Annotated in this window: 15 protein-coding genes; 9 read left to right on the plus strand and 6 right to left on the minus strand. The window is 67.6% G+C overall.

Features of this window, described 5'->3' with window-relative positions; all coding sequences use genetic code 11:
- Nucleotides 1-88: 88 nt before the first annotated feature.
- Entirely contained in the window at nucleotides 89-982 is an 894-nt protein-coding gene (locus CFB35_RS28825; protein ID WP_059581311.1) for a LysR family transcriptional regulator ArgP, read from the plus strand.
- A 9-nt stretch (nucleotides 983-991) separates the two neighbouring features.
- On the opposite strand, the gene fnr is transcribed toward CFB35_RS28825, so the two are convergent.
- Together fnr and CFB35_RS28835 are read right to left on the minus strand one after the other, a co-directional pair.
- Entirely contained in the window at nucleotides 992-1,738 is a 747-nt protein-coding gene (gene fnr, locus CFB35_RS28830; protein WP_059581308.1) for a fumarate/nitrate reduction transcriptional regulator Fnr, read from the minus strand.
- A 103-nt stretch (nucleotides 1,739-1,841) separates the two neighbouring features.
- A complete protein-coding gene (locus tag CFB35_RS28835; protein WP_059581304.1) occupies nucleotides 1,842-2,309 on the minus strand; it encodes a universal stress protein in 468 nt (155 codons plus the stop codon).
- Nucleotides 2,310-2,491: 182 nt separating this feature from the next.
- Between CFB35_RS28835 and CFB35_RS35140 the strand changes: the two genes are divergently transcribed.
- Nucleotides 2,492-2,812 (plus strand): hypothetical protein, encoded by a 321-nt coding sequence (locus CFB35_RS35140; RefSeq protein ID WP_179231805.1) that lies wholly within the window; start codon nucleotides 2,492-2,494, stop codon nucleotides 2,810-2,812.
- On the opposite strand, the gene CFB35_RS28845 is transcribed toward CFB35_RS35140, so the two are convergent.
- Nucleotides 2,784-3,191 (minus strand): DUF3005 domain-containing protein, encoded by a 408-nt coding sequence (locus tag CFB35_RS28845; protein ID WP_059581302.1) that lies wholly within the window; start codon nucleotides 3,189-3,191, stop codon nucleotides 2,784-2,786. The genes CFB35_RS35140 and CFB35_RS28845 overlap by 29 nt on opposite strands.
- A 278-nt stretch (nucleotides 3,192-3,469) precedes the next feature.
- Here CFB35_RS28845 and CFB35_RS28850 point away from each other — a divergent pair, with 278 nt between their 5' ends.
- The gene (locus CFB35_RS28850; protein WP_006480138.1) at nucleotides 3,470-3,703 is read left to right on the plus strand and encodes a hypothetical protein; all 234 of its coding nucleotides are present in this window, start codon (nucleotides 3,470-3,472) and stop codon (nucleotides 3,701-3,703) included.
- Between the two features lie 137 nt (nucleotides 3,704-3,840).
- On the plus strand, nucleotides 3,841-4,761 hold the full coding sequence (gene epsC / locus CFB35_RS28855) for a serine O-acetyltransferase EpsC (RefSeq protein ID WP_089465888.1): 921 nt from the start codon (nucleotides 3,841-3,843) through the stop codon (nucleotides 4,759-4,761).
- A gap of 44 nt (nucleotides 4,762-4,805) precedes the next feature.
- Here the strand turns inward: epsC and CFB35_RS28860 are convergent, their stop codons facing one another.
- The 3 genes from CFB35_RS28860 to CFB35_RS28870 all read right to left on the minus strand — a co-directional run bounded on the left by CFB35_RS28860 (nucleotide 4,806) and on the right by CFB35_RS28870 (nucleotide 7,267).
- Nucleotides 4,806-5,609, minus strand: a complete 804-nt coding sequence (locus tag CFB35_RS28860; protein WP_089465889.1) for an SDR family oxidoreductase — start codon at nucleotides 5,607-5,609, stop codon at nucleotides 4,806-4,808.
- Nucleotides 5,609-6,244 carry a GTP cyclohydrolase I FolE gene (gene folE / locus CFB35_RS28865; protein ID WP_059645050.1) on the minus strand — a complete coding sequence of 212 codons (636 nt, stop codon included), beginning with the start codon at nucleotides 6,242-6,244 and terminating at the stop codon, nucleotides 5,609-5,611. The genes CFB35_RS28860 and folE overlap by 1 nt, the downstream gene beginning before the upstream one ends.
- A gap of 96 nt (nucleotides 6,245-6,340) precedes the next feature.
- Nucleotides 6,341-7,267: a LysR family transcriptional regulator gene (locus CFB35_RS28870; protein ID WP_006482291.1), complete on the minus strand. Its 927-nt coding sequence runs from the start codon at nucleotides 7,265-7,267 to the stop codon at nucleotides 6,341-6,343.
- Between the two features lie 116 nt (nucleotides 7,268-7,383).
- Between CFB35_RS28870 and pobA the strand changes: the two genes are divergently transcribed.
- The 5 genes from pobA to pcaD all read left to right on the plus strand — a co-directional run bounded on the left by pobA (nucleotide 7,384) and on the right by pcaD (nucleotide 12,450).
- Complete coding sequence (gene pobA / locus CFB35_RS28875; RefSeq protein ID WP_059581292.1) at nucleotides 7,384-8,616, plus strand: 4-hydroxybenzoate 3-monooxygenase; 1,233 nt, start codon at nucleotides 7,384-7,386, stop codon at nucleotides 8,614-8,616.
- Between the two features lie 144 nt (nucleotides 8,617-8,760).
- A complete protein-coding gene (locus tag CFB35_RS28880) occupies nucleotides 8,761-9,477 on the plus strand; it encodes a 3-oxoacid CoA-transferase subunit A (protein WP_034205770.1) in 717 nt (238 codons plus the stop codon).
- A gap of 69 nt (nucleotides 9,478-9,546) precedes the next feature.
- Nucleotides 9,547-10,203 carry a CoA transferase subunit B gene (locus CFB35_RS28885; RefSeq protein WP_059581289.1) on the plus strand — a complete coding sequence of 219 codons (657 nt, stop codon included), beginning with the start codon at nucleotides 9,547-9,549 and terminating at the stop codon, nucleotides 10,201-10,203.
- A gap of 88 nt (nucleotides 10,204-10,291) precedes the next feature.
- Nucleotides 10,292-11,665: a 3-carboxy-cis,cis-muconate cycloisomerase gene (locus tag CFB35_RS28890; protein ID WP_059581285.1), complete on the plus strand. Its 1,374-nt coding sequence runs from the start codon at nucleotides 10,292-10,294 to the stop codon at nucleotides 11,663-11,665.
- Entirely contained in the window at nucleotides 11,665-12,450 is a 786-nt protein-coding gene (pcaD, locus tag CFB35_RS28895) for a 3-oxoadipate enol-lactonase (protein WP_059581282.1), read from the plus strand. The genes CFB35_RS28890 and pcaD overlap by 1 nt, the downstream gene beginning before the upstream one ends.
- Nucleotides 12,451-12,458: the final 8 nt, after the last annotated feature.

A 12,458-nucleotide genomic window follows, 5' to 3' on the forward strand; every position in this document is an offset into this window, starting at 1 on the left:
AGTGGACGAACGAATCGGGTAGCGGTAGTCTGCGATCAGCACGGAAATAAGAGAAGCTAAATCACCTAATGCGGATTAAGGAAATCTAATGCTCGACTACGCGTTGCTCGATGCCCTCGCGGCCGTGATCCGGCACGGCTCGTTCGAGCGGGCGGCCAAGGAGCTGAACGTCACGCCGTCGGCCGTGTCGCAGCGCGTGAAGCTGCTGGAGGAGCGGGTCGGCAGCGTGCTCGTCAAGCGCGGGCAGCCGTGTGTCGCGACCACGTCGGGCGCGCTGCTGTGCCGGCATACCGAACGCGTGCAGTTGCTGGAAGCCGAACTGGGCGGCCGGATGCCGGCATTGCCGGGCCAGATCGCGAGCGCGTGGCCGACGTTGCGCGTGGCCGTCAACGACGACAGCGTCGCGACGTGGTTCATCGACGCGGTCGGGCCGTTCTGCACGGCGCGCGAGACGCTGCTCGACCTCGTGATCGACGATCAGGATTACACGGCGTCGCGCATTCGCGACGGCAGCGTGCAGGGGGCGGTGACCGCACAGGCCGAGCCGATCCAGGGGTGCCGGTCGGAGCGGCTCGGGCGGATCCGCTATCGCGCGGTGTGCTCGCCGGCGTTTTACGCACGTTATTTCGACGCGGGGATCACGCGCGATGCGCTGCGCCGCGCGCCGTGCGTGATGTTCAATCCGAAGGACGGGTTGCAGGCGCGTTTCATCCGGCGCGTGACGCGCGCGGATCTCGATCCGCCGCAGCACTGGATACCGCACGTCGCGGGTTACCTGCGCGCGTGCGAAACGGGATTGGGATGGGGGATGTGCCCCGACCGGATGGTCGACCGCCAACTGGCGGCGGGCGAGTTGATCGACATGTCGCGCGGGCGAACCATCGACATCGATCTGTACTGGCAGAGCTGGCGTCTGTCGATCGGCTGGCTCGACGATTTCAGCGCGGCGCTGAAGGCGCGTGCCGCGCTGTTTCTCGATTGAGCGGCGGCGTCAGACGTGCTGCAGGCCGTCGAAGTCGACGATCTGCACGTGGCGGCCCTGCATTTCGATCAGGCCGCGCTTCTGGAATTTCGACAGCGTGCGGCTGACCGTTTCGAGCGTCATGCCGAGATAGCTGCCGATGTCCTCGCGCGTCATCCGCAGGTTGAATTCCGACGGCGAGTAGCCACGCTTCAGGTAGCGCGACGAGACGTCGAGCAGGAAAGCGGCGACGCGCTCCTCGGCGTTCAGCGAACCGAGCAGCATCGTTTGCGACGTTTCGCGCACGATCTGTTCGCTCATCAGCTTGTGCATGCGCAACTGCATCGAGCCGGCTTCCGAGCACAGCGCCTTGAGCGCGCTGTACGGAATCACGCACACCGAGCTGTCTTCCAGCGCGACCGCGGTGCGCGGGTGCGTATCGTCGCAGATGCCGTCGAGGCCGAGCGCTTCGCCGGCGAGGTGCAGGCCCGTGACCTGTTCGCGGCCGTCGTGGCGCGTCGCGACGGTTTTCAGCGAACCCGAGCGCACCGCGTACAGGTTGTCGAATGCGTCGCCTTCGCGAAACAGCGCTTCGCCGCGCTTGACCGGGCGAGCCGCGCAGATGACCGACTCGAGGCGGCTGAGCGCTTCGGGCGCCAGGCCCTGCGGCATGCAGAGGTGCCGCATCGCGCACGACGAGCAGTGTGCGGCCTGGCGGGGAGCCCAGCTACCGGTATGGGCCGTGGCGGCGGGGCGGGTGGCGACGGGCGTCAGCATGATCGTTTACTCCGGCGTTGAATCGACGAAATCATTGTCCCACCGCAAGTTGCCGCTGTCGGGTGACAAAACGTCGCGACCGGCCGCGCGTGCCGAACGCCGCTCACGCAGCCGGCTCATCCGCGTTGGCGGCGGCCGGGATCAGCAGCACGGGCAGCGTCGCGTGGCGCACGCATTGTTCGGCGATGCTGCCGAGCACGAGGCGGCGGAAGCCGCGGCGGCCGTGCGTGCCGAGCACGAGCAGATCGGCGCCGAACGCTTTCGCGCCGTCGAGGATCAGCGACGATACGTCGTTGAGCGACGTCGCTTCGTTCAGCCGCGTTTCGCCTTTCACGCCGGCGGCCTGCATCCGCTTCGCGAAATCCTGCGCGAGCGCGTTGCCCTGTGCGACGAGCTGATCGCGCAGCACGGACGGATCGTAGCCGGGCACGTTGTAGTAGATCGCGGCGTTCTCGACGACGTAGAACGGCTGCAGCTCCGCGCCGTGCGCTTTCGCGAGCGCCAGCGCGGCGTCGAACGCGTGGCGGGACGTGTCGCTGCCGTCGACGGCAACCAGAATACGCTTGTACATAGTGTCTCCGAGTGGCGGGTTGGAACGAAGTCGGCCGGATGGCCGATCGGGCCGGGCAATGCGCGATGCTGCGAGGCAGAGTAAACCAACGTGCACGATCGTGCAGCGAGGTGTCGCGTGCCGCGCTGTCCCTGTTCAGTTCGTGAACGGACATGCGGTGGCCGCCTCATTGGCGAAAACGCATGCGCGCGCATCGACCCGGCACGGCGATCACGCCGATGCGCCGCACGTATCGCCATTCAATCGCAATCGCGCCGGGGCGCCATGACTTCGGTCAATGCATGTGCGTCGATGCGATGCGCGGCATGCATGAATTGCGAAGGCCGATGCCAATGCGCGGCATCGTTCACTTCGGCATCGTGCGAGCGAGTATCGGCGCGCGGTCCGGTCGCACGCGCCAATGCACCGCCGTCGATCGCCGCCAGCGGTCGACGGCGATTCCCAAACGAACGATCGATTCAAACGCCGCGCCGGCTATTTCGGCACGGCCGTCAGCTCGATGACGCGCTCGGGCCGGCGGCCGTGGCCGGGCCAGTACGCGCTGCCGTACATCCGGTGCACGGGACCGAACGGCGCGTCGCCCGCGGGCGGCGTGTCGAAGCCTTTCTCGATCACCACGTAGCCGGCGCGCAACGCGAACGCCGGATGGTTGCCGTCGGGGCGGCTGTCGAAACCGGCGAGGCCGTCGCCGGCTTCCGGCATCGCATTGACGAGCGACGCATTGCTGCGCGTGACCTGGTCGGGCGAGATCGGCCCGGCCCCGGCGACGCGCGCGGCTTCGCGGTTCTTGCCGTCGGTATCGACCGTGCTGTCGTGGGTGGCGTCGTTGTCGAGTTCGATGCTGCGCGGATGCGCACGGCCTGTTTGAGCGGAGGATTCCATCGCGGCTCTCCTGGCGGCGACACGCTCCGGATCGAAGCAAATCCCGTTCCGGGCACGACGGGAAAAGGCGCGCGGGCGATCGCCGCGGTCGCGCGGCGCGCACTGATTTGTCATGATTTATTTCAGCTAGAAGACGCGTTTCCTACAGAGTATGATTCTTTTCCTGCGAAGCGGCGACAGGGGATGAAGTCTCGCCGCCTCTGCCCGCGCCGGGGCGCCGCAGCACCCTCAAAGACGGGTAGCGAACAACAAAGCAAGGGACTAGAGGTGGCGGACTCATGCAAGCGACTACTGCCTTCACGCACCGCGGTTATCTGTTGAATTGCGCGCCCGCACGCGCCAGTGACGGTTCGTTCAAGCCCTACGTCGTGATCTCCCGATCGAGCGACGGGGAACTCGTGGCGAACCGTTTTTTCCCGATCGAGCTCCAGTTCAACGACGAAGGCGACGCGATCGCGCACGCGCGCGACTGGGCCGTGCGCTGGATCGACGCGAGCAGCATCTCGATGTGATGCCGTCGCGCGCGTACGGCGTCGGCCGTCCGGCCGATCCCCGGGGTGCCGCTCGCGGACAAAAAACGCGGTAATCTTGCGGAACCCGTCACTTTATTAGCGGCCGCGCGACCGAGCGCGGCTGCCCGCTTTGGCCTATGTCGACATCAGCCGCCCGTCAGTGGGGCCTCGAAGAAATCGTCGCCGGCTTGCGCGAATCGCGCGAGGAACTCCATCGCACGCGCCATCCGCGTGGCATCCGCGAACTGCCGTCGCGCGATGCGATCTGCAAGATTGTGACCGGCCTGCGCGCGTCGATGTTTCCGACGCACTACGGCGCGCCCGACCTGACCGACGAAAGCGTCGACTACTACGTCGGCCACACGCTCGAAAGCACGCTGCGCATCCTGTCCGAGCAGATCCGCCGCGCGTTGCCGTTCCTGCCCCAGCACGTCGATACGCCGTTCGCCGAGCTCGACGAACGCGCGTTCGAGATCGCGCGCGAATTCGGCCGGCAGTTGCCGGCGATCCGCGCGCTGCTCGTCAGCGACATCCAGGCCGCGTACGCGGGCGATCCGGCCGCGCAGCACATCACCGAGATCCTGCTGTGCTACCCCGGCGTGTTCGCGATGATGCACCATCGGCTCGCGCACGCGCTGCACCAACTCGGTGTGCCGTTGCTCGCGCGGTTCATCAATGAAATCGCGCACTCGGCCACCGGTATCGACATCCATCCGGGTGCGCAGATCGGCCCGAGCTTCTTCATCGACCACGGCACCGGTGTCGTGATCGGCGAAACCGCGATCATCGGCGAGCGCGTGCGCGTGTACCAGGCCGTCACGCTCGGCGCGAAGAGCTTCCCGGCCGATGGCGAAGGCGCGCTGGTGAAGGGCAATGCACGGCACCCGATCGTCGAGGACGACGTGGTGATCTATGCGGGCGCGACGATTCTCGGCCGCGTGACGATCGGGCGCGGCTCGGTGATCGGCGGCAACGTGTGGCTCACGCACAGCGTGCCGCCCGGCACGAGCGTCGCGCAGGGCAAGGTCCGCGAAGGCGGGAGCGCCGAGAAGCCGTAACGCGGCGGGCGGCGCGCCCGGTTCCCCGGCGCGCGCCGCATGCGTCAGTGCTTGCCGTCCGGCGAGCGGTGCTTGTACAGCACGTCCTGGTCGACGCGGATCAGGTTCTGGCCCGCATCGACGACGAAATCCACGCCGTTGTACGCATTGCCCGTCAGCAGCAGGATCGCGCTTGCGACGTCGTCGGGGCCCGCGATGCGCGCGAGCGGTGTCGAGGCGCGGCTCGCGTGTTCGAAGTCGGCTTGCGTCTGGTCATCGCTCGGCAGCATCAGCCCCGGGAATACCGCATTCACGCGCAGCACCGGCGCGGACGACAGCGCGAGCATCTGCGTCAGGTTGCCGAGCGCGGCCTTCGCGACCGTGTAGCTGAAATGGTCGCGGTGGAAGTTTTCCTTGATCTTCTGGTCGACCACGTTCACGACGACGCCCTGCGTGCCGGCCGCGCGGGCTCGCTCGTAGAACGCGCGCGTGAGCAGGATCGGCGCGCGGCAATTGACGGCCCATGCCTGGTCGAACGCCGCGAGATCGAAGCTCGGGAAATGGTCCTGCCAGAACACCGACGCGTTGTTGACCAGCACGTCGAGACGCCCGAAGCGCGCGTAGACCTGGTCGATCAGCGCGGTGATCTGCGCGGCATCGGACAGGTCGGCCCGCAGCGCCGCCGAATCGTGCCCGCGTTCGGCAATCGCGCGGGCGGCGGCCTGCGCGGCATCGGCCGAACGGTCGTAGTGCACCGCGGTGCGATAGCCGTGCGCGGCGAAATACTCGGCGAACGCGCGCCCGGCCCGGCGTGCGGCGCCGGTCACGAGCACGACGGGCGCGTGCGCCGTTTGCTTCGTCTGCTCCATCAGGTATTCGTCAGGTTGACCGAGGAAGGATTCGCGACGATCGACAGGAATTCGCGACGGGTCGACGGATCGGTGCGGAACGTGCCGAGCATGCGCGACGTGACCATCTCGACGCCCGGCTTGTGCACGCCGCGCGTCGAGATGCACTGGTGCGCGGCTTCGAGGATCACGCCGACGCCCTTCGGCTGCAGCACGTCGAACAGCGTGTCGGCGATCTGCACGGTCATCTTTTCCTGGATCTGCAGGCGCTTCGCGAATGCGTCGACGAGGCGCGCGAGCTTGGAGATGCCGACGACGCGATGGTTCGGCAGATACGCGACGTGCGCGCGGCCGATGATCGGCACCATGTGATGCTCGCAGTAGCTCTCGAAGCGGATGTCCTTCAGCACGATCATTTCGTCGTAGCCGTCGACCTCGCTGAACGTGCGCGCGAGGATGTCGCGCGGCTCCAGCGCATAGCCGGCGAAGAACTGCTCGTATGCGCGCACGACGCGTGCGGGCGTGTCGAGCAGGCCTTCGCGCGCGGGATCGTCGCCGGCCCAGCGCAACAGCACGCGCACGGCGTCTTCGGCTTCTTCACGGCTCGGCCGGGAGGCGACCGCCTCGGGCTGCGCGGATTTCTTTCCCTTACCCATCTAGTGGCTCCATCGAAGGCCGCCTGCGGCGGCCGATATCCGGGCATTGTTTCATGCTTTCGCCGGTCGTGCGTGCGGGCCGCCGCGCGTGCTTCTTCACTTCGGCCATTCGTCCTGCTCGTCGTTGAACAGCGACGCGACGACGCCGCGCAGCCACGCGGTGCGCGGGTCGTTGTGGTACTTGCGGTGCCAGTGCTGCTTCAGGTCGAAGCGCGGCAGCGCGAGCGGCGGCTCGACGGGCACGATGAACGCGTGCTCGGCTGCATACGCATAGCCGATCGCGTGCGGCACCGTCGCGATCAGATCGGTGCGGCTCAGGATGAACGGCAGGCTCATGAAGTGCGGCGTCTCGAGCACCGCGCGGCGCTGCATGCGCTGCTTCGCCAGATATTTCTCGAGCACCTCCTGGCTGCGGCCCTCGGCGCGCACCACCGCGTGTCCGCACGCAAGGAACTGCTCGACCGTGAACGGCGGCGTCTGCTCGAACGGATGGCCGCGCCGCATCAGGCAGACGAACCGGTGCGTGAACAGCCGCTGCTGGAAGAAGTTGTTGCCGTCGAGATCGGGGAAGTAGCCGACCGCGAGATCGATCGACCCGGCCTCGAGGCCGCGTCCGACTTCGTCGTGCGCGAGCGAGACCGAACGCAGGTTCGCGTGCGGCGCATGCGTCGCGAACGCCTGCAGCAGCTTCGGCAGGAACACGATCTCGCCGACGTCCGACAGCGCGATCGAGAACGTATGCGTGCTCGCGGCCGGATCGAAATCGTGCGGCGCGACGAGGCCGCGCTCGATCTGCGCGAGCGCGTCGCGGGCGGCCGGCAGCAACGCGAGCGCGCGCGGCGTCGGCTCCATCCCGCGCGACGTGCGCACGAACAGCGGATCGCCGAAGTACTCGCGCAGCCGGCCGAGCGCCGTGCTCACGCGTGGCTGGCTCACGCCGAGCAGGTCGCCCGCGCGGCTCACGTTGCGAGCGTCGTCGAGGGCGACGAGGTAGGGAATCAGGTTCAGATCGAGCGCATCCATCGCCGGGCCGGTATCTCCAGAACGTATACAACATATCTCCTGAATCGCGTTGCCGCATAGTCGGGAAAGCGCTGAAATGTGTTTCATTACTCGAACCAATGTTCTGGAGACGAACAATGCGCACCCAAGTCGCGATCATCGGCGCCGGTCCGTCCGGCCTTCTGCTTTCCCATCTGCTGCGCCTGCAAGGCGTCGATTCGATCCTCGTCGAAGCGCGTTCGCGCGAATACTGCGAGAACCGCATCCGCGCCGGCGTGCTGGAGCAGGGCACGGTCGACACGCTGAACGAAGCCGGCCTCGGCGACCGGATGCGCCGCGAAGGGCTCGAACATCACGGCATCGAGCTGCTGTTCGACGGCCAGCGGCACCGCATCGACCTATCCGAACTGACCGGCGGGCGCGCGATCACCGTCTACAGCCAGCACGAAGTCGTGCGCGACCTGATCGCGGCCGGTGTCGAACACGGCCATCAGATGCAATTCGAAGTCAGCGACGTCGCGCTGCACGATGTCGAAAGCGAGCACCCGTTCGTCACGTTCAAGCACGCGGACGGCCGTGCGGACCGCATCGACTGCGATTACATCGCCGGCTGCGACGGCTTCCACGGCATCGCGCGCCAGACGATTCCCGCCGAGCGGCTGAAGACGTTCGAGCGCGTCTATCCGTTCGCGTGGCTCGGCATCCTCGCCGACGCGGCGCCGTCGCTCGACGAGCTCGTCTACGCACATCACGACAACGGTTTCGCGCTGTTCTCGATGCGCTCGCCGACGGTCACGCGCCTGTACCTGCAGTGCAAGCCCGACGAGGATCTCGCTCAATGGTCCGACGCGCGCATCTGGGACGAGCTGCACACGCGCTTCTCGAACGACACCGGCTGGACGCCGACCGAGGGCCGGATCACGCAGAAGAGCGTGACGCCGATGCGCAGCTTCGTGTCGGAGACGATGCAGCACGGGCGTCTGTTCCTCGCCGGCGACGCCGCGCACATCGTGCCGCCGACCGGCGCGAAGGGCATGAATCTCGCGGTGGCCGACGTCCGCGCGCTGTCCCGCGCGCTGGGCGCGCGCTACCGGACGGGCGACGCGACGCCGCTCGAGCGCTATTCGGCGACCTGCCTCGAACGCGTGTGGCGCGCCGAGCACTTCTCGTACTTCATGACGAACATGTTGCACGCGTCGCCGGACGATTCGCCGTTCGTCAATCGCCTGAAGTTTGCCGAGCTGAAATACGTGACGCGCTCGCGAGCCGCCGCGCAGTCGCTCGCCGAAAACTACGTCGGCCTGCCGTTCGAAGACGCGACGGCCCCCGAGGGAACCCGCCTTGACAATGCGCTGTGCGCGCCCCTATGATCGGCTCATCGTTCGCTAATCGAATCTAGGTTCGATTAGCGAACAAATGCCGAGGGTCGACGAAGGCCTCCGGCGCGGCACGCGGCACGCGCGTGTCCCCTCGACAGGCCGCGCACGAGCCGCGGGTTCGCATCAGGAAGAGACATGGTCAACAAGATTTTCGAATCGCTTCAGTCGGCGGTCGCCGACGTCCACGATGGCGCGACAATCATGATCGGCGGTTTCGGCACGGCCGGCATGCCGTCGGAGCTGATCGACGCGCTGATCGAACAGGGCGCGCGCGACCTGACGATCGTCAACAACAACGCGGGCAATGGCGAGACGGGCCTCGCGGCGCTGCTGAAGGCGAAAAAGGTGCGCAAGATCATCTGTTCGTTCCCGCGCCAGAGCGACTCGCAGGTGTTCGACGCGCTGTACCGCGCGGGCGAGATCGAGCTGGAACTCGTGCCGCAAGGCAACCTCGCCGAGCGCATTCGCGCGGCGGGCGCCGGCATCGGCGGTTTCTTCACGCCGACGGGCTACGGCACCAAGCTCGCGGAAGGCAAGGAAACGCGCGTGATCGACGGAAAGCCGTACGTGTTCGAGACGCCGATTCACGCCGATTTCGCGCTGGTGAAAGCGTACAAGGGCGACCGCTGGGGCAATCTCGTCTATCGCAAGACCGCGCGCAATTTCGGACCGATCATGGCCAGCGCCGCGAAGGTCGCGATCGTCCAGGTGTCGGAAGTCGTGCCGCTCGGCGCGCTGAACCCGGAACACATCGTGACGCCGGGCATTTTCGTGCAGCGCGTCGTCGAGGTGCCGCAGGCCGCGCACGCGGCCGAGCTGGCCGCCGAACACGCTGCATCGCAAGCCGCCTGACCGGCCTGGAACTTTGTATGGGACCGGAGTAAGCGCTGAAGCGCCAACTCCGGTCGACAGGAAATCGACATGAAACGACTGACCCGCGATGAAATGGCCAAGCGCGTCGCCCAGGACATCCCCGAAGGCGCGTACGTGAACCTCGGCATCGGCGTGCCGACGCTGGTGGCGAACCACCTCGACCCGAGCAAGGAGATCTTCCTGCACAGCGAGAACGGCTTGCTCGGCATGGGCCCGGCGCCCGCGCCCGGCGAGGAAGACGACGAACTGATCAACGCCGGCAAGCAGCACGTGACGCTGCTCACTGGCGGCGCGTATTTCCACCACTCGGATTCGTTCGCGATGATGCGCGGCGGCCATCTCGACTACTGCGTGCTCGGCGCGTTCCAGGTGTCGGCGAGCGGCGACCTCGCGAACTGGCATACGGGTGCGCCCGACGCGATTCCGGCCGTCGGCGGCGCGATGGACCTCGCGATCGGCGCGAAGCAGGTGTTCGTGATGATGGAGCACCTGACGAAGCAGGGCGAGAGCAAGATCGTCGCGCAGTGCTCGTATCCGGTCACCGGCGTGCAATGCGTGAGCCGCATCTATACGGATCTGGCCGTGCTCGACGTGACGGCCGACGGCCTCGCGGTGAGCGAGATCTTCACCGACCTGTCGTTCGACGAACTGCAGAAGCTGACCGGCGTGCCGCTGATCGACGCGACGCAGAAGGCCGCCGCCTGAACGGCAAGCGTGCCGGTGCGCGCATTCGAGCGCACGCCGGCACGCTTGGGTAGACAATAGGCGCACGCCGTTTCCCCATCTTGATGCCATGCTCGAAGACAGCGCCCGCCTGACCTCCCTGATCTGCGGCACCGAGCCGCTCAACCGGATCTGGTCGCCCCGCGCGACGATCCAGCGCATGCTCGACGTCGAGGCCGCGCTCGCGCGTGCGCTCGCGGCGCAGCAGGTGATTCCCGCCACCGCGGTCGCGCCGATCGAACGCGCGTGCGACGCCGGCCGGCTCGACGCCGATGCGCTCGCGCACGGCGCGGCGCTCGGCGGCAATCTCGCGATTCCGCTCGTCAAGCAGCTCACCGCGCAAGTGAAGGCCGACGACCCCGAGGCCGCGAAGTTCGTGCACTGGGGCGCGACCAGCCAGGACATCATCGATACCGCGACCGTGCTGCAGTTGCGCGACACGCTGGACGTGCTCGAGCCGATGCTCGACGAAGCCTGTGCGTCGCTCGCGGCGCTCGCGCGCACGCATCGCGCGACGCCGATGATCGGCCGCACGTGGCTGCAGCAGGCGCTGCCGATCACGCTCGGCCTCAAATTCGCGCAGTGGCTCGACGCGCTGCTGCGCCATCGCACGCGTTTCGCCGAGTTGCGCGAGCGTTTGCTCGTGCTGCAGTTCGGCGGCGCGGCCGGCACGCTCGCGAGCCTGCGCGAACACGCGGCCGGCGTGAGCGCCGCGCTCGCGTCCGATCTGAATCTCGCGCTGCCGGCCGTGCCGTGGCATACGCAGCGCGACCGCATCGCGGAAGCCGCGGCGTGCTTCGGCATGCTGACCGGCACGCTCGGCAAGATCGCGCGCGACGTGTCGCTGCAGATGCAGACCGAAGTGGGCGAGCTCGGCGAACCGGCGGCCGCGGGCAAGGGCGGCTCGTCGACGATGCCGCACAAGCGCAACCCGGTCGGCTGCGCGGCCGTGCTGACGGCTGCCGTGCGTGCGCCGAACCTCGTTGCGACCGTGTTCACGGGGATGGTGCAGGAGCACGAGCGCGCGCTCGGCGGCTGGCAGGCCGAATGGGACGCGTTGCCCGATCTCGCCCGCCTGACGGGCGGCGCGCTCGCGCAGGTCGCGCAGATCGTCGCGGGCCTCGACGTCAACACCGAACGCCTCGCCGCGAACCTCGACCTCACGCACGGGCTGATTCTCGGCGAAGCGGTGATGCTCGCGCTCGGCGACAAGATCGGCCGGCTCGATGCGCACCACGTCGTCGAACATGCGTCGAAGGAAGCCGTGCGCACCGGCGCGACGCTGTTCGACGTGCTCGCGGCCGACGCAACCGTATCGGCCCACCTGTCGCGCGACGCGCTCGCGCGGCTGCTCGATCCCGCACATTACGTCGGCGAGGCGCAGGCCTACGTCGACGCCGTGCTCGCGCTGCACGCGGGCGCGAAACAACCAGGAGAACATTGATGCCTTTCGCCACTGTCAACGGCGTGAAACTGCATTACCGGATCGACCGTGCCGCGCGCGACGACGCGCCGTGGCTCGTCTTCTCGAATTCGCTCGGCGCCGACCTGCAGATGTGGGCGCCGCAGATCCGCCCGCTCACGCAGCACTTCAACGTCCTGCGCTACGACACGCGCGGCCACGGCCATTCCGACGCGCCGGCCGGCTCGTACACGATCGACCAACTGGCGGGCGACGTGATCGGGTTGCTCGACCATGTCGGCATCGAACGCGCGCATTTCTGCGGGATCTCGATGGGTGGGCTGACGGGCGCCGCGCTCGCCGCGCGCTACCCGTCGCGCATCGTGCGCGCGGTGCTGTCGAATACCTCGGCCAAGATCGGCTCGCCGGAAGTGTGGGTGCCGCGTGCGCAGAAGGCGCGCGCCGAAGGGATGGCCGCGCTCGCTGGCGCCGTGCTGCCGCGCTGGTTCACCGACGCATTCGTCGAGCGCGAGCCGCGCCTGTTCGACGCGATCCGCGACACCTTCGTGCATACCGACAAGGACGGCTATGCGGCGAACTGCGACGCGCTGAACGCGGCCGACCTGCGCGAGGAAGTGAAGGGCATCGCGCTGCCGGTGCTCGTCGTGACCGGCGACAAGGACATGTCGACGCCGCCCGACCAGGGCCGCGCGCTGGCTGCCGCGATTCCCGGCGCGCGGCATGTCGAATTCGACGCCGCGCACATTTCGAACATCGAGTGCACGGACGGTTTCAACCGTGCGCTCGTCGAATTCCTGACTGCGTGAGGCCCTGC

Origin of the sequence: Burkholderia sp. AU16482 (assembly GCF_002223285.1) — a bacterium.
Lineage (GTDB): Bacteria > Pseudomonadota > Gammaproteobacteria > Burkholderiales > Burkholderiaceae > Burkholderia > Burkholderia semiarida.